The 18,743-nt window shown below is 63.6% G+C and carries 20 protein-coding genes; 9 read left to right on the top strand and 11 right to left on the bottom strand.

Features of this window, described 5'->3' with window-relative positions; translation table 11 throughout:
* Positions 1-9: 9 nt before the first annotated feature.
* Genes R3X27_RS04515 through coxB form a run of 4 tightly spaced genes read right to left on the bottom strand, consistent with a single transcriptional unit; the run spans position 10 to position 2,611 of the window.
* Positions 10-579, bottom strand: coding sequence for a cytochrome c oxidase assembly protein (locus tag R3X27_RS04515; RefSeq protein ID WP_317707638.1), 570 nt, complete (start codon positions 577-579; stop codon positions 10-12).
* Positions 576-758, bottom strand: a complete 183-nt coding sequence (locus R3X27_RS04510; RefSeq protein WP_317707637.1) for a hypothetical protein — start codon at positions 756-758, stop codon at positions 576-578. Before R3X27_RS04510 ends, R3X27_RS04515 begins: the two co-directional genes overlap by 4 nt.
* Positions 755-1,711 (bottom strand): heme o synthase, encoded by a 957-nt coding sequence (gene cyoE / locus R3X27_RS04505; RefSeq protein WP_317707636.1) that lies wholly within the window; start codon positions 1,709-1,711, stop codon positions 755-757. Before cyoE ends, R3X27_RS04510 begins: the two co-directional genes overlap by 4 nt.
* Before the next feature lie 6 nt (positions 1,712-1,717).
* The gene (gene coxB / locus R3X27_RS04500; RefSeq protein WP_317707635.1) at positions 1,718-2,611 is read right to left on the bottom strand and encodes a cytochrome c oxidase subunit II; all 894 of its coding nucleotides are present in this window, start codon (positions 2,609-2,611) and stop codon (positions 1,718-1,720) included.
* A gap of 210 nt (positions 2,612-2,821) precedes the next feature.
* Here coxB and tldD point away from each other — a divergent pair, with 210 nt between their 5' ends.
* The 4 genes from tldD (at position 2,822) to R3X27_RS04480 (ending at position 9,000) form a co-directional block, all read left to right on the top strand.
* A complete protein-coding gene (gene tldD / locus R3X27_RS04495) occupies positions 2,822-4,243 on the top strand; it encodes a metalloprotease TldD (protein WP_317707826.1) in 1,422 nt (473 codons plus the stop codon).
* Positions 4,244-4,490: 247 nt separating this feature from the next.
* A complete protein-coding gene (dprA, locus tag R3X27_RS04490) occupies positions 4,491-5,600 on the top strand; it encodes a DNA-processing protein DprA (protein WP_411572460.1) in 1,110 nt (369 codons plus the stop codon).
* A gap of 120 nt (positions 5,601-5,720) precedes the next feature.
* Entirely contained in the window at positions 5,721-8,336 is a 2,616-nt protein-coding gene (gene topA, locus R3X27_RS04485; RefSeq protein WP_317707633.1) for a type I DNA topoisomerase, read from the top strand.
* A 247-nt stretch (positions 8,337-8,583) separates the two neighbouring features.
* Positions 8,584-9,000 (top strand): hypothetical protein, encoded by a 417-nt coding sequence (locus R3X27_RS04480; RefSeq protein WP_317707632.1) that lies wholly within the window; start codon positions 8,584-8,586, stop codon positions 8,998-9,000.
* A gap of 6 nt (positions 9,001-9,006) precedes the next feature.
* Here the strand turns inward: R3X27_RS04480 and R3X27_RS04475 are convergent, their stop codons facing one another.
* The 6 genes from R3X27_RS04475 to R3X27_RS04450 form a co-directional block, all read right to left on the bottom strand.
* The gene (locus R3X27_RS04475) at positions 9,007-10,374 is read right to left on the bottom strand and encodes an MATE family efflux transporter (RefSeq protein WP_317707631.1); all 1,368 of its coding nucleotides are present in this window, start codon (positions 10,372-10,374) and stop codon (positions 9,007-9,009) included.
* A gap of 271 nt (positions 10,375-10,645) precedes the next feature.
* Positions 10,646-11,221 carry a CvpA family protein gene (locus R3X27_RS04470; protein ID WP_317707630.1) on the bottom strand — a complete coding sequence of 192 codons (576 nt, stop codon included), beginning with the start codon at positions 11,219-11,221 and terminating at the stop codon, positions 10,646-10,648.
* A gap of 41 nt (positions 11,222-11,262) precedes the next feature.
* Positions 11,263-12,624 carry a DNA repair protein RadA gene (radA, locus tag R3X27_RS04465; RefSeq protein WP_317707629.1) on the bottom strand — a complete coding sequence of 454 codons (1,362 nt, stop codon included), beginning with the start codon at positions 12,622-12,624 and terminating at the stop codon, positions 11,263-11,265.
* Positions 12,625-12,678: 54 nt separating this feature from the next.
* A complete protein-coding gene (locus R3X27_RS04460) occupies positions 12,679-13,113 on the bottom strand; it encodes a paraquat-inducible protein A (RefSeq protein ID WP_317707628.1) in 435 nt (144 codons plus the stop codon).
* 220 nt (positions 13,114-13,333) lie between these two features.
* Positions 13,334-13,960 carry a CoA transferase subunit B gene (locus R3X27_RS04455; RefSeq protein ID WP_317707627.1) on the bottom strand — a complete coding sequence of 209 codons (627 nt, stop codon included), beginning with the start codon at positions 13,958-13,960 and terminating at the stop codon, positions 13,334-13,336.
* Positions 13,960-14,664, bottom strand: coding sequence for a CoA transferase subunit A (locus R3X27_RS04450; protein WP_317707626.1), 705 nt, complete (start codon positions 14,662-14,664; stop codon positions 13,960-13,962). Before R3X27_RS04450 ends, R3X27_RS04455 begins: the two co-directional genes overlap by 1 nt.
* A 193-nt stretch (positions 14,665-14,857) precedes the next feature.
* On the opposite strand from R3X27_RS04450, the gene R3X27_RS04445 reads away from it, so the two are divergent.
* Both R3X27_RS04445 and R3X27_RS04440 read left to right on the top strand, forming a co-directional pair.
* On the top strand, positions 14,858-15,241 hold the full coding sequence (locus tag R3X27_RS04445) for a VOC family protein (protein ID WP_317707625.1): 384 nt from the start codon (positions 14,858-14,860) through the stop codon (positions 15,239-15,241).
* Entirely contained in the window at positions 15,241-15,948 is a 708-nt protein-coding gene (locus tag R3X27_RS04440) for a YafY family protein (RefSeq protein ID WP_317707624.1), read from the top strand. The genes R3X27_RS04445 and R3X27_RS04440 overlap by 1 nt, the downstream gene beginning before the upstream one ends.
* A 198-nt stretch (positions 15,949-16,146) precedes the next feature.
* On the opposite strand, the gene R3X27_RS04435 is transcribed toward R3X27_RS04440, so the two are convergent.
* Positions 16,147-17,349: a pyridoxal phosphate-dependent aminotransferase gene (locus tag R3X27_RS04435; RefSeq protein ID WP_317707623.1), complete on the bottom strand. Its 1,203-nt coding sequence runs from the start codon at positions 17,347-17,349 to the stop codon at positions 16,147-16,149.
* A gap of 99 nt (positions 17,350-17,448) precedes the next feature.
* Here R3X27_RS04435 and R3X27_RS04430 point away from each other — a divergent pair, with 99 nt between their 5' ends.
* The 3 genes from R3X27_RS04430 (at position 17,449) to R3X27_RS04420 (ending at position 18,717) form a co-directional block, all read left to right on the top strand.
* Complete coding sequence (locus tag R3X27_RS04430) at positions 17,449-17,850, top strand: multiprotein-bridging factor 1 family protein (protein ID WP_317707622.1); 402 nt, start codon at positions 17,449-17,451, stop codon at positions 17,848-17,850.
* The gene (locus R3X27_RS04425) at positions 17,847-18,122 is read left to right on the top strand and encodes a succinate dehydrogenase assembly factor 2 (RefSeq protein WP_317707621.1); all 276 of its coding nucleotides are present in this window, start codon (positions 17,847-17,849) and stop codon (positions 18,120-18,122) included. The genes R3X27_RS04430 and R3X27_RS04425 overlap by 4 nt, the downstream gene beginning before the upstream one ends.
* Positions 18,123-18,219: 97 nt before the next feature.
* Positions 18,220-18,717: a MarR family winged helix-turn-helix transcriptional regulator gene (locus tag R3X27_RS04420; RefSeq protein ID WP_317707620.1), complete on the top strand. Its 498-nt coding sequence runs from the start codon at positions 18,220-18,222 to the stop codon at positions 18,715-18,717.
* Positions 18,718-18,743 lie beyond the last annotated feature (26 nt).

Below are 18,743 nucleotides of genomic sequence, written 5' to 3'. Positions count from 1 at the left end.
TCAGTCTGTTCAGTCGTTCAGGACCAGCGCCGCCTGCTCTTGCGGCAGGTCGATTTCGTGGAATGTGTAGGAAAGCGTGATGCGCGGCGCGTGCTTGGCGTCGCGATCATTGACGATATCGGGGTCGACATAGAAAGACACCGGCATGATGACGCTCTCGCCGGGCTGAAGGACTTGCTCCTCGAAGCAGAAACAGTCGATCTTGACGAAGTAGCTGCCGGCGTCGAACGGGGCCACGTTGTAGCTGGCGGAGCCGGCCACGGGGCGATCGGTCGGATTATGGGCCTCGTAGAAGGCCAGGCCGGTCTCACCGATCCGGATCTCCATCTCGCGTTGCATCGGCTTGAAGGACCAGGGCATGCCCCGTTCCAACGAGCCATCGAACCGGACCTTGATGGTCTTGTCGAGAACGATGTCGGAGCCGGCTTCGGACGTGTTTGTTGTGCCGCCATAGCCGGTGACACGGCAGAAGAAGTCGTAAAACGGCACCGAGGCCCAGGCCAGCGACCCCATCAGCACGACCACGCCCAGCGTCTGGGCGAGGGTGCGCTGCGGTCCCTGGAGCCTACGGAAGATCACTGGCCAGACTCCCCGTTCGCAGAGGTGTTGACCATGCCCGTGCCGAGCACGTCCTGCCCGCCGCCGACCTTGACGATGGTCATGCCGAAGACGATGCCGACAAAGGCGATCAGGATCAGCCCGAGCCCCATGTTGCGGCCCCGGCGGCGGTCGTGCATCTCATGGGTTGCGCGGATCATGAAAAACCTCCCCAAAAGCCGAAGCTGCGCAGGGCGGCATCGACCAGAAGTGCGGTGAAATGGGCGAAGAGATACCACAGCGAGAGCTTGAAGAAGCGCTTCTCCTCGCCATAAGCGTCGGCTTCTGCCTGCGCCGTGTCGCGTTTCCAGATTTTCCAGGCGCCCACGAGGAAGCGGAAATTCATCACCAGGGCGCAGGCCAGATAGGCCGGTCCGCCGATGGAGGTGAAAGCCAGCCCCAGCGAGGTGACTGCGAGCAGCACCGTGTAGGCGAGGATATGGCGGCGCGTGGCGTCGTGACCGTGGGTCACGGTCAGCATCGGCACCTTCGCCTCGTCGTAATCCGACTTCATGAACAGCGCCAGCGCCCAGAAATGCGGCGGCGTCCAGATGAAGATCAGCGCGAACATCAGCACGGATTCGACAGACACCCCGCCCGTTGCAACTGCCCAGCCGATCATCGGCGGGAAGGCCCCGGCGGCACCGCCGATGACGATGTTTTGCGGCGTCCAGCGCTTCAGCCACATCGTGTAGACCACGACATAGAAGAAGATGGTGAAAGCCAGCAGCGCGCCGGCAACGATATTGGCCGACAGCGCCAGCATCATCACAGCGAGACCGGACAGCGCGAGGCCCAACCCGAGCGCTTCGCCCTCGGAGACCTTGCCGGCCGGGATCGGACGCTTCTGGGTGCGGCGCATGATGCGGTCGATATCTGCGTCCCACCACATGTTCAGAGCGCCGGAGGCGCCGCCGCCAAGGGCGATGAAGAGCACAGAGGTGAAGATCAGGAAGGGATGCACGGGCGTCGGCGCCACGAGCAGACCCACCAGCGCGGTGAAGACCACCAGCGACATGACGCGGGGCTTCAGGAGCGCGAAGTAATCCTTCAGCTCCGGCTCCGCGCCACGGGTCGCGGCGGGCGCGACGCTATGCAGGGACGTATCGGACATCTGCGGTTACTCGGCAGAGGCCAGGTTCAGGTCGCGCGGCTTGCCCGCATATTCCTCGATCGCACCGTCGAGCCACTGCTCATAGGCCTCTTCGCTGACAACTTTCACGGTGATCGGCATATAGGCATGGGCGATGCCGCAAAGCTCCGAGCACTGACCGAAATAGACGCCTTCTTCCTCTGCCTTGAACCACAGCTCGGCAAGGCGACCCGGTACGGCATCCTGCTTCACGCCGAAGGCGGGGATCGTCCAGGCATGGATCACGTCGGCGGCGGTCACCTGAACGACCACGGTCTTGTTCACAGGAACGACGACGGCAGTGTCGGTCGCGAGCAGGAAATGCTCCTTCTCGTAGCCAGCCGCTTCGAGCTCGGCCACGACCTCGTCGGTCAGTTTGTTGTCGGCATCCTGGCCGATCATGTAGCTGTCGAACTCGAATTCGTGGTCCTGGTATTCATAGGTCCAGTACCACTGGTTGCCGATCGCCTTGATGGTGATGTCGCCTTCCGGGATGATCTGCTGCTTGAACAGGACAGGCAGCGAGAAGGAGCCGATGAAAATCAGGATGATGATCGGAACAACCGTCCAGGCAATCTCGATCGGCGAGTTATGCGTGAACCGTGCCGGCTCCGGATTGGCTTTGCGATTATGGCGCAGGAAGACATAGCCCATCAGTCCCATGACGAAGAGCACGATTGCAAAGATGATCCAGTTCAGCAGCCCGTCAAGAAAGTGGATATCGCGGGCAAGCTCGGTCGCAGCCGGCTGGAATCCGATACCGCCGGGCACCGGTGCCCCCTTCACTTCGAGAGTGCCTGCATCCTGTGCCAGCGCAGTGCCAGTCACAAAAAAACTCGCAAGGGCAGCCGACAGGCCGCTCTTAAGCGTCAAAAGTCGCATCAATATTTTGTCCCGTTCGCTAAGCGGCTTGCGCCGCGACGGGCCCCCTCCCAGATGGCACTTGGCCAGCAGGACCCAGAGCCCGCTTGTGTCCTCGCGGCAGCAGACCATATTAAACAAAACCGCACAAGCCGGTGATTTGAAATTTCGACTCACTCGCGAATGCACAGGACCCTTGCACCGGCAACAGGAGCCATCCCCTTGACCTCAATCGAAAATACAGCTTTTCGCCCGTTTGAGACCCATCTGGAGCGCGAGACGGCGCTGTCCGTGCTGGTTGATGCCTGCCAAGGCGCTGATGACGGGGAGATTTTTCTCGAAAGGCGGCGCTCGGAAGCCCTGGTATTCGATGATGGTCGGGTGAAGACGGCGAGCTATGACGCGGCTGAAGGTTTCGGTTTGCGCGCGGTTCGGGGCGAAACAACCGGCTATGCGCATTCGACCGAGATCAGCGAGGCGGCCCTGAAACGCGCGGCCGAGACGGCGCGTCTGGCGGTGGGAGATGGCGGCGGAACGCTGGCCGAGGCGCCTCTGGCGACGAATCGCCGCCTCTATGGGGATGCCAACCCGATCGCGGATGCCGAATTCCCCGTGAAGATCGAGACACTTCGCGAGATCGACGCCTTTGCCCGCGCGCTCGATCCCCGGGTCGTCCAGGTCTCCGCGACCCTCGCCGCTTCGCTGCAGGAGGTCACCATCCTGCGTCCCGACGGAACGCTGGTCACCGACAGCCGCCCGATGAGCCGGCTGAATGTGAGCGTGATCGTCGAGCAGGACGGGCGGCGCGAACAGGGCGGGACGGGCGGCGGCGGTCGGGCAGGCCTCGATGGCCTGATCGACCGCCCCCACTGGGAGGCCACGGCCCGCGAGGCGCTGCGCATCGCGCTGGTCAATCTGGAAGCCGAACCCGCCCCCGCCGGCGTGATGGACGTGGTGCTTGGCCCGGGCTGGCCCGGGATCCTGTTGCATGAGGCCATCGGCCACGGGCTCGAAGGTGACGCCAACCGCAAGGGCAGTTCCGCCTTCGCCGGGTTGATGGGCCAGCGCATCGCCGCACCGGGCGTCACCGTGCTCGACGACGGCACCATCCCGGACCGACGTGGGTCAATTTCCGTCGATGATGAGGGCACACCCTCAGGCAAGAACGTGTTGATCGAGGATGGCATCCTCGTCGGTTATATGCAGGACCGGCAGAATGCCCGCCTGATGGGGGTCGCCCCCACCGGCAATGGCCGGCGCGAGAGCTACGCCCACCCGCCCATGCCGCGCATGACCAACACCTACATGCTCGGCGGCGAGGCAGATCCTGGCGAGATCCTCGCGGATCTGGAGGATGGCCTCTACGCGGTCGGATTCGGCGGTGGGCAGGTCGACATCACCTCCGGCAAGTTCGTCTTCTCCTGCACCGAGGCCTACCGGGTGAAGAACGGCAAGCTCGGTGCCCCGGTCAAGGGCGCCACACTGATCGGCGACGGTGCCACGGCTCTGCGCCAGATCACCGCGATCGGCAATGATATGGCGCTCGATCCCGGCATCGGCAATTGCGGCAAGGCCGGCCAATGGGTCCCGGTCGGCGTTGGCCAGCCGACTTTGCGGATTGGAGGTCTGACCGTCGGCGGATCGGCTGCCTGACCCGGCTACCAACGTTAACCCGCGACCTCTTCCGCAGGGGGGGGCGCGGCGAGGACGTTTCGAGGCCAATGGGAATTTGAACCCAATACCAGAAACTTGCGAGATAGTCGGGAATCTTGTTCATCCGTTTACCCGTGGTTAACGCTTTCACCTTAGCCATGATGTCAGCAAGAGATGGAGTAGCGACGGTTTGGAGATAGTTTCTTCCCCACCCCCCCTCGCACCACCCACCTCGGAAGGAACCAGATTGTGCTGGCTTCGTCTCTTGCGCTCTCACCGCGTCGGGACGAGCACCTTTTTCCGCTTGATGACAGAGACTGATGGCGACGCCGCCGCCGCGCTTGACGCGCTGCCCGGCCTTGCCCGCTCCGCAGGCGTCTCCTCCTACAGCCCTTGCCCGCTGGAAACGGTCGAGCGCGAGTGGCAGGCGGGCGCGCGCGCGGGCGCAAAGCCAATCTTCATCGGCGAATCCGCCTATCCCGCGCTGCTTCAGCACATTCCGGATCCGCCCCCGATGCTCTGGGCGCGCGGGGACACCGATCTCACCGCCCGCCCCGCGCTCGCCCTTGTCGGAGCCCGCAACGCCTCAAGCCTCGGCCGCCGCGCCGCCCGTGCGCTGGCCGAAGGACTGGGCGCGGCGGGCCATGTTGTTGTCTCAGGCCTTGCCCGTGGCATTGACGGAATCGTGCATGCCGCCGCGCTGGAAACCGGAACCATCGCGGTCGTCGCCGGTGGGGTCGATGTCATCTACCCGCGCGAAAACGCCGACCTCACCGCCCGGATCGCGGAATCCGGCCTGATCCTCTCTGAAATGCCCATGGGCATGCGCCCGCAGGCGCGCCATTTCCCGCGCCGAAACCGCATCGTCGCCGGCATCTCCCAGGCGACCATCGTCATCGAGGCCGCCCTGCGCTCCGGCACGCTGATCACCGCCCGAATGGCGCTCGAACAGGGCAGGGACGTGCTGGCCATCCCCGGTCACCCGCTCGACCCGCGCGCGGCCGGTTGCAATAAGCTCATCCGGGACGGCGCCACCCTGATACGTGGCGCTGAGGATGTGCTCGACTCCCTCTCGCCGATCGTCGCCCCGCCGCGCCCCAGTCGCGCGCAGCCAGAGCGCGACGCCGCGCCGGAACCGGTTGCGCCTCGCCGACCGGCCCCGACCGAAGATAGGGACGACGGCGCAACCGTCCGTGCGCGGATCCTGTCGTTGCTCGGCCCGGCTCCCGTCGCCGAGGACCAGCTTCTGCGAGACCTCGCGCTGCCCAGCCAGAAGGTCGCCGGCGAACTTCTGGAGCTCGAAATGGAGGGCGCTGTTCAGCGCCAACCGGGCGGGCTTTTGGCCCTTTCTGCATAAGGTCGGAAAAAACCCACCCGTAGGGTGCGCGCTTTTCTGCCCCGACACCGCATTGACAAGCTCTCGCGACCGCCACATGTATCCCCGCCAGTTGAGCGACCCATTTCCGAAGGTTTTCCCATGCCCGTCGTCGTTGTCGAATCGCCTGCCAAGGCCAAGACCATCAACAAGTATCTCGGCGACGATTATACCGTGCTGGCCTCCTACGGGCATGTGCGCGACCTGCCGCCCAAGGACGGATCGGTCGATCCGGAGAATGAATTCGAGATGCTCTGGGAGATCGGCAACGATTCGCGCAAGCATGTGAAGGCCATCGCCGACGCACTCAAGGACGACAATGCGCTGATCCTCGCAACCGACCCCGATCGCGAGGGGGAGGCGATTTCCTGGCACCTGGAAGAAGCGCTGCGCAAGCGCCGGGCGATCAAGAAGGACACGCCGGTCTCCCGCGTTGTCTTCAACGCGATCACCAAAACGGCCGTCACCGAGGCGATGAAGAACCCGCGCCAGGTCGATCAACCGCTGGTCGATGCCTATCTCGCCCGCCGCGCTCTGGACTATCTCGTCGGCTTCAACCTCTCGCCGGTGCTCTGGCGCAAACTGCCCGGCTCGCGCTCGGCGGGCCGCGTACAGTCGGTCTGCCTGCGGCTGATCGTCGAGCGGGAGATGGAGATCGAGGCGTTTCGGCCCCAGGAATACTGGACCGTCAAGGCCATCCTATCGACGCCGCGCGGCCAGACCTTTGAGGCCCGCCTGACCACGCTCGCGGGCAAGAAGCTCGACAAGTTCGATATCGGCAATGACACCGCGGCCGAGATGGCCGTGCAGGCGATCAATTCGCGCGATCTGACCATCTCCGCTGTCGAGGCCAAGCCCGCCAGCCGGAACCCGTCCGCGCCCTTCATGACCTCGACCCTGCAGCAGGAAGCCAGCCGGAAATTCGGCATGGGCGCGCGACAGGCGATGAACGCCGCCCAGCGTCTCTACGAAGCCGGTCTTATCACCTACATGCGGACCGATGGCATCGACATGGCGCCGGAAGCCGTATCGGCTGCCCGCGACGCGATTGCCGCGCGCTATGGCAAGGAATACGTCCCTGCCAGCCCGCGCATCTACAAGAACAAGGCCAAGAACGCGCAAGAGGCCCACGAATGTATCCGCCCCACGGATATGACCCGCGACGCGGCGAGCCTGCGCGTCTCCGAACCGGATCAACGCAAGCTCTATGACCTGATCTGGAAGCGGACCCTCGCGAGCCAGATGGAAGCGGCGAAGATGGAACGGACCACGGTCGATATCGCCAGCGCCGACGGTCAGGTCGGTCTTCGCGCCACCGGTCAGGTTGTACTCTTCGACGGTTTCCTGCGGGTCTACGAGGAAGGCCGCGACGATGTCGCCACCGATGATGACGACAAGCGTCTGCCGCAGGTGATGCAGGGCGAGCCGGCCGAGAAGCGGCAGGTCACGCCGGAGCAGCATTTCACCCAGCCGCCGCCGCGTTACACGGAGGCTACGCTGGTCAAGCGGATGGAGGAGCTCGGCATCGGCCGGCCCTCGACCTATGCCTCCATCGTCACCACGATTCAGGACCGTGGCTATGTCCGAAAGGAGAAGAACCGGCTGTTCCCCGAGGACAAGGGCCGGCTCGTCATCGCCTTCCTGATGAACTACTTCCGGCAATATGTCGGCTATGAATTCACCTCCGGGCTGGAAGCGGAGCTGGACCATGTCTCCGCCGGCGAGGCCGATTACAAGGCGGTGCTGACCGCGTTCTGGCGCGATTTCTCGGCCGCCGTCGCCGAGACCGCCGAGTTGCGCATCACCGAAGTGCTGGAGAAGATCAACGAGGTGCTGGAGCCGCATCTCTTCCCGCCGACCGAGGATGGCAGCAACCCGCGCACCTGTCCCAATTGCGGCAATGGGCGCCTGAGCATGCGCACAGCGCGTTCGGGCGGCGCCTTCATCGGTTGCTCGAACTACCCCGAATGCCGCTACACGCGCCCCTTCGGCCCGCCGGGCACGGAGGAATCCGGCATCGGCCCGGATGGCAAGCTGCTGGGCATGGATGGCGAGGACAAGATCACCCTGCGCGATGGCCGCTTTGGTCATTACGTCCAGCGCGGTGACCTCACCGAGGAAAACCCCAAGCCCAAGCGGGCAAGCCTGCCGCGCGGCTGGCAGGCCGAGGACATGGATCTCGAAAAGGCGCTGACGCTGCTCAGCCTGCCGCGAGAGATTGGCGAGCATCCCGAAGGCGGGATGATCACCTCCAATTTCGGACGGTTCGGACCATATATCGCCCATACCGCCGAAGGTGCTGAAAAACCGACCTATGCCAACCTGAAAGATCCGGGAGAGGTCTTCGAGGTCGGCATGAACCGCGCCGTGGAGATGCTGGCCGAGAAACGCGCCAATCCGGGCGGGCGGGGTCGCACGGCGGCCAAGCCACTCAAGGAACTGGGCGAGCATCCCGATGCCGGCGGGCCGGTCAATGTCATGGAGGGGCGCTATGGTCCCTACGTGAAATGGGAAAAGATCAACGCGACCCTGCCCAAGGACACGGACCCGCTGACAGTGACCATGGAGCAGGCCGTCGAACTGATCACGGAGAAGGCCGGCAAGAAGCCGACGCGCAAGAAGGCGGCGCCGAAGAAGAAAGCTGCCGCGAAGAAGAAACCAGCGGCCAAGAAACCCGCGGCGAAGAAGACGGCGAGCAAGGCCAAGACGGAAGAGTAGGGCGGGGGGTGGTCCACGGACCAGGCCGCCGTTATCTGCGATTTCAAATCGCCCTGGCTGACGGGCACCGTGACCGCGCTGGACCGTGGCCCGGCGCCCCTGTCCGGAGCCAATCAAAGCTCATCTCCAATGTTCCGGACTGGCGCATCCCGGTCGCCGGCCGGGTGCGCTGACCTCTCTTTTTGACCGCTTTGACACCTAGGGTCCGGCCCAATAGGGTGCCGCGAAATATGGACAGCCGGTGAAAATGATGACGGATCTCCCAGAATTCTATTTCCGCGTGCGCGAGAACGGCGCGGCTGTGTTCCGGATCGATACGGAAAATCGCCAGCGCCGCATCGACATGGAGCAGATCGCCGTGCTCAACATCCGCAATGGCGATGTCCGTCCCCAGGGCGCGCGTGTCCTGAATGATCATGAGCGCGCCGCCATCGACGCCTGGATGGAGGAGCGGCGTGCGCTGCTTGCCCGGCGCGATGTCGACGACATCCTGCGTGCGGTCGATCACATGAACATCACCACGCAATGGGTCCAGTCCAAGGCCACGGATAAACAGCTCGAAGAGATCACGGACTCGCTTCTTCTGGCCATGCACGATCTGCGCTCGACCCTCGTGCGCAAGAAGGCCGACAGGCTGAGCAAGGTACAGACAAGCCGGGACTGACGCCGTTCAGCGGGCCGATGCGTCCAGGGCCGGAAGGCTCCGCGCCCAGAAGCGGAACATCAGCAGGATCCCGGCTACGACCAGCCCGAAGACGAGGCCTGACCAGATCCCCATAACGCCATATTCCATCCGTATTCCAAGGATATAGCCCGAGCCGAGACCGATCGGCCAATAGGAGATCACGGAGATGATCAGCGGTTTGCGCGTGTCCTGGATGCCGCGCAGCAGCCCATGGGCAATGATCTGACCACCATCGGCAAGTTGAAACAGGGCGGCCATGGTCATCAGCCCGACCCCGAGCGCGAGGATCTCCGGTTTGCGTGGATCCGACGGGTCGATGAACAGGCTCAGGAACAGCTCCGGCCAGGTCAGGAAAGCGGCGATGGTCACCGCCGACACCACGACCGACATCGCGATGGCAACTTCCGCGCCACGCCGTAGGTGTTGAAAATCCTTTCGCCCCATCGCCTTGCCGACCCGGATCGTACAGGCGTTGGACAGACCCAAATGGACGAGGAAGGTTGCCGAGGCACATTGCAGAGCGATTCCGTGCGCGGCCAGTGGAATTGCGCCGAGCCAGCCGACCATCACGGCGGAGAACGTGAACAGCCCGACTTCGGAGACGGTGGTCAGACCGATCGGCCAGCCGAGCCGGAAGACCTGTACGAAAGCCGGCCAGTCCGGGCGCCAGAACCGCTGGAACAGCGCGTGTTGCGGGAATCTGCGCGCTGCATAGAGCGCAAGCCCGAGCAGCGAGACGATGTGGACCGAGAGCGAGGCCACGGCCGCGCCGCGGACGCCCATTTCCGGGAAGCCGAAGGACCCGAAGATCAGCAGGTAGTTCACGCCCGCATTGACCAGCGCAGCGATGATGGTGACCCAGAGAACAACCTGCGCCCGCTCCAGAGCCGAGAGGTAGGATTTCAACACCATCACGCCAAGCGCCGGCACGATGCCCCAAGCCGCAATGTCGAGGTAGAGCGCGGCATCAGCGGCGATCTCAGGTGTCTGCCCGATCGCAAGCAGGATCGGCTCGGCGAAGAGCAGCGGCGGCAGGGCGACGGCCGAGTAGAGGAGCGAGATCCACATCCCCATGCGTGTCACGCGCCGGATCTGGGCATCGCCCTCGCCATTCTCGCTGGCGGCGGCCACGAGCGGCATGACGGCGAAAGCAAAGCCCGAGCCCATAATGAAAAGGGTGAAGAAGAAAGACCCGGCCAAAACGACGGCTGCCAGCGCTTCGATATCGTACCAGCCCAGCATGATCGTGTCGGTCACCTGAACCGCGAATTGCGCCAGGTGCCCGCCGACAAGAGGCAAGCCGAGAACGAGCAACGCGCGGGCGTGCCCGGAAGGGGTCATCGATTTGGACATAACGCCCCCTTAGGCCCGCTGGCGGCAAACAACAAGCCGCCAGATTCACCTGATCGGCAGGAAACAGCCGCACATCTCGGGTCAGACCTTTCAAAAGGCTCTCTCGCAGCGCTCCGCGCCTGCGGGACATTTCCGGGACCATCTCGGCGGCTTGGAGCGGCCACTCCTGCGCAACGCACGGACGTCATGCGGGCGCTCGAATAGGCTCACTGCTGAAATGACGCCGCGCCAGACCTCGGTTCGAGGTTGGCGAGCCGTCCCGTGACGTGCGTCAGTTGGCGCTGCCACTCGGGGCGCAGGAGGTCTCGATCAGGCTTTCGAACTTGTCGGTCAGCCATTTCAGGGCCGTTTCCTGATCCGCGATCTCGCCGCTGACGCTGTCTTTCATCGAGGCAAAGACCTGCGCCGACCGGCTGTCATCGACGGGCGCGTAACCCTCGTTGCCAAGGGCGAACTCGTAGACCACAAGGGCGATCACCACGAGCAGCATGCCGCGAAGCACACCGAAGAGGAACCCCAGGCCCTGGTCGATCGCATTGAGCGCCGAGCGTTGCACAAGCGAGGAGAAGACCGGCGTGAACAGCGCGAAGACGATCAGCGCCAATGCGAAGACGCCGGCAAAGGCGGCGATGGTCGAAGCGGTACAATTGTCGAGGAAATCCGAGAGCACCGGGATCTCGCGCACCAGGGGTTCGACCTGTGGCGCGAAGATATAGGCGAGTACGGCCGCCGCAATCCAGCCGGCGATCGCCAACGCTTCACGAACGAAGCCGCGCGAATAGGCGAGGATTGCCGAAAACAGAATTATGACCGCGACGCCTGCGTCGACGATTGTGAAGCCTTCCATGTGCTTACCTTCCTGCCCCCGGACAGTTCCGTTACCGGCGTCTAACCTGCGCCGAATATTTCACCCACAAACCCCGCCAGATCCGTGATCCGACGCAAGGACACACCCTCCGGCAGGGGCCCCGCGGACCGCTCCGGAAGAGTCGCTTGGGAGAAACCAAGTTTTCGCGCCTCTTTCAACCTGTTTTCTGTCTGACCCACAGGACGCAGCGCGCCCGAGAGGCTGATCTCGCCGAAGACGACCATATCCGCCGGCAGGGCAGCGTCCTCTCGGGCGGAGAGCAGCGCGGCGGCGACAGCGAGGTCGGCGGCCGGTTCGTTGACGCGCATGCCGCCCGCCACGTTGAGATATACATCGAGTCCGGCGAAGGGAATCCCGCAGCGCGATTCCAGCACCGCGAGGATCATCGCCAGCCGCGAACCGTCCCAACCGACCACTGTGCGGCGCGCCTGTGGAGTGGGAGATGGGGCGACAAGAGCTTGAAATTCAACGAGAACCGGGCGTGTTCCTTCAACGCCGGCAAAGACCACCGCGCCCGGCGCGCGGGCTTCTCGATCCGACAGGAAGAGTGCCGAGGGGTTGGACACCTCGCTCAACCCGCCGCCGGTCATCTCGAAGACACCGATCTCGTCGGCCGGCCCGAAACGGTTCTTCACCGCGCGCAGGATGCGGAACTGGTGGCCGCGTTCGCCCTCGAAATAGAGCACCGTATCGACCATGTGCTCGACAACGCGCGGACCGGCGATCTGTCCCTCTTTGGTCACATGTCCGACAAGCACGACTGCCGTGCCGCGCCGTTTGGCGAAGGTTACGAGTTCATGTGCGGCCGAGCGGACCTGGCTGACAGAGCCGGGCGCGGCCTCGACATTGTCCGCCCACATGGTCTGGATCGAATCGATGATGGCGAGATCGGGCCTTGCCTCGTCCAGGGTGGTCAGAATGTCACGCAGGTTGGTCTCGGCGGCGAGTTTGACATCGGCCTTGCCGAGCCCGAGTCGTTGCGCCCGCATTCGCACCTGCGCGCTGGCCTCTTCACCAGAGACATATACCACCGAGAGCCCGGCTTCGGCAAAGCGCGCCGCGGCTTGCAGCAGCAGGGTCGATTTGCCGATCCCGGGATCGCCCCCAACCAGCGTCGCGGAGGCCGGGACAAGTCCGCCGCCGAAGACGCGGTCCAGTTCCTCCATCCCTGAACAGGTGCGAGGCGGCGGGGCCTCTTCGGTCGCGAGATCCATCAGTTCGAGTCGCCGCCCCTTGGTTCCGAGCGATTTTTTCGCCGGACCGGAGGAGAGCGGCGTCTCTTCCTGGATCGTGTTCCAGGCGCCGCAGGCGTCGCAACGCCCCGACCAGCGCGGATGTTTCGCGCCACAGGCGCTGCAGGTGAAGATCTGGGATTTGGCCATGCGCCTTTCCTGCCCCAGCGGCGCGGCGCGGGCAAGGGCGAGTCCGGGGGCGTGTCAGCTGCGCTTTTCGGTCAGGAAGCCGATGGCGAGCGAGGCGAGGATGCAGGCGGTGAAGAGATAGAGCCCCCAGGCGGTCTCAACCGAGCCGACGCCGACGCCCTTGGCGAGCACGATATAGAGCGCGATCAGGAAGATATCTGCCATGGCGAGCTTGCCAAGGACGTGCAGCGGGGCCAGCAACCGCCGCCGCGCAAACCGGAAGTGGACGAGCGCCAGGCCGACGGTTTTCAGATACGGCGCGAAGAGGGCGAAGACGGTCACGGTCAGGGCCAGGAAGACATCGGTCTTCCAGAGCGACTGCAGTCCGGAGATGACAGAGATCTCGCTCATCCCGAAGAGCGGCAGCAACCCTGCTCGCATCAGCGGAGCGAACCAGGCGACAGGATAAAGGATCAGGAGCGCCAGATTGGCGAGTTTCAACGGGCTCATAAGCGCGCGTATAGGGGCTTCCGGAGCGAACTGAAAGGTCGGGAAGAGCTTTCCCTGCAGCAAAGCGGAGCAGGGTGAGGCAGGCACGTTTCGGAAACAGTCCGTCGTCCATCCGGAGGCGCGGCTCGGCTTTCGGTCGCCAAAAAGAAAGAACGCCGGGGAGGTTCCCGGCGTCCTTCGATTTTTCGCCCTTAGCGCCATTGCCGCCGCAGGGCTGCGATCAGACCAGCGTTGCCGTGGTTGCGGCCCGGAGATCCTCTTCGGAGACTCCCGGCGCACATTCGACGATCTTCAACCCGCCCTCTACCACGTCCAACACACCAAGATTGGTGATGATACGGTCGACGACGGCCTTGCCGGTCAAGGGCAGGGTGCACTCGTGCAGGACTTTGCTCTCGCCCTTCTTGTTGGTGTGATCCATCACCACAACAACGCGGCCGACGCCGGCAACGAGATCCATTGCCCCGCCCATGCCCTTCACAAGCTTGCCGGGGATCATCCAGTTCGCGAGGTCGCCATTCTCCGCCACTTCCATCGCACCGAGAATCGCCATGGCGATCTTGCCGCCACGGATCATGCCGAAGCTGGCAGAACTGTCGAAATATGCCGTCTGGGGCAGCTCGGTGATCGTCTGCTTGCCGGCATTGATCAGGTCTGCATCTTCCTCGCCCTCATAAGGGAAGGGGCCCATGCCGAGCATGCCATTCTCGGATTGCAGCGTAACTTCAATGCCTTCGGGGATGTAGTTGGAAACCAGCGTCGGGATGCCGATGCCGAGGTTCACATACCAGCCATCCTGAAGTTCCTGCGCGGCCCGCGCCGCCATTTCATTGCGATCCCAGGGCATTACGACGCCTCCTTGCTACGGGTGGTGCGCTGCTCGATGCGCTTTTCGTGCTCGCCCTGGACGATGCGGTGCACATAAATCCCCGGCAGGTGAATGAGGTCGGGGTCGAGCGAGCCGGTGGGCACGATCTCCTCGACCTCCACAACGCAGGTCTTGCCGCACATTGCCGCCGGCGGGTTGAAGTTCCGCGCCGTCTTGCGGAAGACGAGATTGCCCGTCGGGTCGGCTTTCCAGGCCTTGACGATGGAGAGATCGGCGAAGATGCCCTCTTCCATGATATAGGTCTCGCCGTTGAAGTCCTTGTGGTCCTTGCCCTCGGCGATCACGGTGCCCACGCCAGTCTTGGTGTAGAAACCCGGGATGCCGCAGCCTCCGGCGCGCATGCGCTCGGCCAGCGTGCCCTGCGGGTTGAATTCCAGCTCCAGCTCGCCGGAGAGATATTGCCGCATGAACTCCGCGTTCTCGCCCACATAGGACGACATCATCTTCGTGACCTGCTTGGTCTGCAGCAGGATGCCGATGCCGAAATCATCGACGCCGGCATTGTTCGACGCGAAGGTCAGGTCCTTCACGCCGCTATCCTTGATCGCATTCAAAAGCAGCTCCGGAATGCCGCAGAGGCCAAAGCCCCCCGCGGCAATGAGCATTCCGTCTTGCAACAAACCGTCCAGCGCCTCGGTGGCGCTGCCGTATACCTTGTCCATGGAGAACCTCCCGTTATCCCATTGGGTACAGGGTAGTGGCGGCAGATCCGGCGTCTGTCAAATGAATGCTGCGATGCGGCAGGTGCCGAAAGGGGAATCTATGTGCTGCGTGGACACGGCTCCTGACAGAACGCTGTCAGGAGGGCTATGCGAGAAGGTCGCTATCGGATTTTATGAACCCAAGGAGTTACCGATGAGCTATCTGCCGCAACATGCAGTCGTCTGGACCGAAATCCCTGTGAGCGATCTCGACCGGGCCATGGCCTTTTATGCCAAGACGACCGGGATCGGCCTCAAGAAGATCACGGATATGGGCCCCAACCCGATCGCGATGTTCGTGACCGAGGATGAGAAGAGTGGCGTGGCGGGCCATCTCTATCCCGGCAAGCCGGCCGGCGACGGCAGCGGCCCGACCATTCATTTCGCCGCAGCCGGCTCGCTGGAAGAGGCGGTGGAGCGGGTGACACAGGCCGGCGCGACGGAGATTTCGCCGGTCATCACCATCCCGCCGGGGCGGTTCTTCTACTGCAATGACCCCGACGGTAACTCTATCGCCTTCTTCGAGGCCGCCGCCTGATGCGGCGGGCCGACCGCCTCTTCCAGATCGTGCAACATCTGCGCGGCGGTCGGCTCGTCACGGCGCGGCAACTGGCTGAACGGCTCGAGGTCTCGGAGCGGACGATCTATCGCGACATCGCCGATCTCCAGGCCTCGGGCGTGCCCGTCGATGGTGAGGCCGGGGTCGGCTACGTGATGCAGGGTGGTTACGAGATGCCGCCGCTGATGTTCTCGCGCGACGAGATCGTGGCGCTGGTCGCCGGAGCGCGGCTAATCCGCGCCTGGGGCGGTGCCTCGATGGCGCGCGGGGCGGAGGAGGCGTTGGTGAAGATCGCCTCCGTGCTGCCGGAACCAGAGCGCGAGAGGGCCGCCGCAGTGCAGGTTCACAGCATTGCACCGGAGATGACGGATGCCTTGCGTGAGCGTGTGGACTTCCTGGAGGCGTCGGTGGAGGCGCGCAAGCTGCTGGAGATCGCCTATTCCGATGCCGAGGCCCAACCGAGTCGCCGGCGAATCCGCCCGCTTGGTCTGTGGTTCTGGGGAAAGGTCTGGACCCTGGTGGCCTGGTGCGAGTTGCGGGAGGATTTCCGCATGTTCCGGCTCGACCGGATCGGCGCATTGACGGAGACCGGCGAGACGTTCCGCGCCGAGCGCCGCAAGAGCCTGGCGGAGTTCTATCGACGGATGGAGCGCGAACGGTCCACGGGCAGCGGGTGTGATCTGTAGGCCGGAATTGCGGGTGTTAGGCAGAGCGCGAACGAGATGTCGGTGGCCCATCGATGTTTGGGGGTAACTACGCTGCGCGGACGAGGGCGCGGTTTCCTGTGTTTCTGTGAGAAAGGTCGATGGGTCTTCAACCTTGGCTTTCCCAAACAAAAACGCCGCCCCCCGAAGGGAGCGGCGTGATTTCTGGTCTGGTATGGCTCAGCTGAGCGAGGCGCAGAAATCCTTGATCCGGCTGCAGGCTTCCTTGAGATTCTCGTCCGAGGTCGCATAGGAAACGCGGAAGCAGGGTTCCAGGCCGAAAGCCGCACCGAAGACGACGGCAACGCCCTTCTCCTCCAGCAGCGCCGTGGCGAAGATCTCGTCATTCTCGATCTTGACGCCCGCCGGCGAGGTCTTGCCGATGCAGCCCTCGACGGAGGGATAGACATAGAAGGCGCCTTCCGGCTTCGGACAGGTGATGCCCTCGGCCTCGTTCAGCAGGTCCACGACCATGTCGCGGCGACGCTTGAAGACCACATTGTTCTCGGGGATGAAGTCCTGTGTCCCGTTCAGCGCCTCGACCGCGGCCGCCTGGCTGATGGAGCAGGGGTTGGAGGTCGATTGCGACTGGATCTTGCCCATCGCCTTGATCAGCTTCTCGGGGCCGCCCGCATAGCCGATCCGCCAGCCGGTCATCGCATAGGCCTTGGAGACGCCGTTGCAGGTCAGCGTGCGGTCATGGAGCGTGGGCTCGACCTCGGCGGGCGTGCAGAACTTGAAGTCGTCATAGACGAGATGCTCGTACATATCGTCCGTCATCACCCAGACATGCGGGTACTTGACCAGCACATCCGTGAGCGCTTTCAGCTCGTCCCAGGAATAGGCCGCGCCGGTCGGGTTCGACGGCGAGTTGAAGATGAACCACTTGGTCTTGTCGGTGATGGCAGCTTCGAGCGCCTCCGGCGTCAGCTTGTAGGAGGTCTCGGCCGTGGCCTCGACGATCACCGGCTCACCACCCGACAGCAGCACCATGTCCGGGTAGGACACCCAGTAGGGGGCCGGGATGATGACTTCGTCGCCGGGGTTGAGCGTGGCCATCAGCGCGTTGATCAGGATCTGCTTTCCGCCATTGCCGACGGACACTTGCGCCGGCGTGTAGTCCAGCCCGTTATCGCGCTTGAACTTGGCGCAGATCGCCGCCTTCAGGGCGGGCGTGCCGTCCGGCGCGGTGTATTTGGTGTCGCCGGCATCAATCGCGGCCTTGGCGGCGGCCTTGATGTTGTCGGGCGTGTCGAAATCGGGCTCGCCTGCGCCAAGGCCGATCACGTCCTTGCCGGCGGCCTTGAGTTCGCGGGCTTTGGTCGACACGGCGATGGTCGGCGACGGTTTCACCCGGTCGAGGGTCGCGGACAGAAAAGACATTCAGGGCCTCCGGTCTTGTTGTCTCAGGGTAAGGTCCGCAGGCTTCTTAGGCTTGCACTCCGGGCCATTCAAGGATTAACCGACCGCATGGAGACCCCGATGCATGACAAGACCGACTGGTATGGCGCGGAAACCGCGACATTCGGAGACCGTGTAGCTGGCGCGCGCGAAGCGCTCGGGCTGGATCAGCCGGGCCTCGCCCGGCGACTCGGGGTCAAGGTGAAAACCGTTCGTGCCTGGGAAAACGATCTCAGCGAACCGCGCGCCAACAAGCTGCAAATGCTGTCGGGCGTGCTGGGCGTGTCGCTGATGTGGCTGCTCAATGGAGAAGGCGAGGGGCTGGACGGCCCCGCCGAGGAGGAGGCGACGCTTGTGCCAGAAGTGCGCGCATTGCTTCTGGAAATGCGCCAGATCCGTGCCGAGGTCGATGATGCGGCCGATCGGCTGGCCCGTGTCGAGAAAAGGCTCCGGACGGCCCTTTTGGAGGCGACCGAGGAATGACTGAAGAAACGCGCGAAAACCGTCTGAAGCGGCTGCTTATGCGCTCCTGGCGGCGGGGCATCAAGGAAATGGACCTCGTTCTGGGGCACTACTCGGATGACAAGCTTGCGGGCATGGACGATGCCGAGCTGGATCTCTACGAAGCGCTGTTGGGCGAGATGGATCAGGACCTGCTGCGCTGGATCACCGGGTTGGACCCGATCCCGGAGCAATATGTCGAGCTCTTCGCGAAGATCTCCGAACATGCCAAGGCTCACGGTACCGCGCATTGATTGCGTCGATTGTCGTAGTTTTTGAGCCGACTTAACGGCTTGTTGGGACTTTTGCCTCTATGAATTGGCCAAAGAGAGAGCCAAGCGGAGGCCAGCAATGAGCATTCACAGCAGTGTCGCACCCGGGCGGGGCCATGGGTTCATGACGGGGTATCTCGATACGCTGGCATTGGTCGAGCGCCTGCACCGGTTACTGCTGGACGTGATCAAGGACGAGTTCGAACGTGTCGGGATCCTTGATATCAACGCGGTCCAGGCGCTCCTGCTGTTCAATATCGGCGATAACGAGGTGACGGCCGGCGAGCTCAAGACCCGCGGCTATTATCAGGGCTCGAACGTCTCCTACAATCTCAAGAAACTGGTGGAGATGGGCTACATGCATCATCAACGCTGCGAGATTGACCGGCGGGCGGTCCGCGTCCGTCTGACGGAGAAAGGACGGGAGATTCGCCGTATCGTCACCGAGCTCTTCGAACGCCATGCCGGCGGATTGGTGGATCGCGAGATCATTACCATGGAAGGGCTGGAGGATATCACCACGGCTCTCCGGCGCATGGAGCGCTACTGGACGGACCAGATCCGTTATATTTACTGACGGTCTTTCCGAGGCGCCATCCGCTA

Source organism: Tropicimonas sp. TH_r6 (assembly GCF_033101155.1).
Taxonomy (GTDB): Bacteria; Pseudomonadota; Alphaproteobacteria; order Rhodobacterales; family Rhodobacteraceae; genus Tropicimonas.
The sequence above is the reverse complement of the archived record's forward strand: the minus strand, read 5'-3'. Positions and strand labels throughout refer to the sequence as shown.

Coding starts and splice junctions, on each gene's coding strand:
- R3X27_RS04510 (WP_317707637.1), bottom strand. CDS start 758: ATGATCCGCGCAACCCATGAGATGCACGACCGCCGCCGGGGCCGCAAC.
- cyoE (WP_317707636.1), bottom strand. CDS start 1,711: ATGTCCGATACGTCCCTGCATAGCGTCGCGCCCGCCGCGACCCGTGGC.
- coxB (WP_317707635.1), bottom strand. CDS start 2,611: ATGCGACTTTTGACGCTTAAGAGCGGCCTGTCGGCTGCCCTTGCGAGT.
- topA (WP_317707633.1), top strand. CDS start 5,721: ATGCCCGTCGTCGTTGTCGAATCGCCTGCCAAGGCCAAGACCATCAAC.
- R3X27_RS04480 (WP_317707632.1), top strand. CDS start 8,584: ATGATGACGGATCTCCCAGAATTCTATTTCCGCGTGCGCGAGAACGGC.
- R3X27_RS04475 (WP_317707631.1), bottom strand. CDS start 10,374: ATGTCCAAATCGATGACCCCTTCCGGGCACGCCCGCGCGTTGCTCGTT.
- R3X27_RS04470 (WP_317707630.1), bottom strand. CDS start 11,221: ATGGAAGGCTTCACAATCGTCGACGCAGGCGTCGCGGTCATAATTCTG.
- radA (WP_317707629.1), bottom strand. CDS start 12,624: ATGGCCAAATCCCAGATCTTCACCTGCAGCGCCTGTGGCGCGAAACAT.
- R3X27_RS04460 (WP_317707628.1), bottom strand. CDS start 13,113: ATGAGCCCGTTGAAACTCGCCAATCTGGCGCTCCTGATCCTTTATCCT.
- R3X27_RS04455 (WP_317707627.1), bottom strand. CDS start 13,960: ATGCCCTGGGATCGCAATGAAATGGCGGCGCGGGCCGCGCAGGAACTT.
- R3X27_RS04450 (WP_317707626.1), bottom strand. CDS start 14,664: ATGGACAAGGTATACGGCAGCGCCACCGAGGCGCTGGACGGTTTGTTG.
- R3X27_RS04445 (WP_317707625.1), top strand. CDS start 14,858: ATGAGCTATCTGCCGCAACATGCAGTCGTCTGGACCGAAATCCCTGTG.
- R3X27_RS04440 (WP_317707624.1), top strand. CDS start 15,241: ATGCGGCGGGCCGACCGCCTCTTCCAGATCGTGCAACATCTGCGCGGC.
- R3X27_RS04435 (WP_317707623.1), bottom strand. CDS start 17,349: ATGTCTTTTCTGTCCGCGACCCTCGACCGGGTGAAACCGTCGCCGACC.
- R3X27_RS04430 (WP_317707622.1), top strand. CDS start 17,449: ATGCATGACAAGACCGACTGGTATGGCGCGGAAACCGCGACATTCGGA.
- R3X27_RS04425 (WP_317707621.1), top strand. CDS start 17,847: ATGACTGAAGAAACGCGCGAAAACCGTCTGAAGCGGCTGCTTATGCGC.
- R3X27_RS04420 (WP_317707620.1), top strand. CDS start 18,220: ATGAGCATTCACAGCAGTGTCGCACCCGGGCGGGGCCATGGGTTCATG.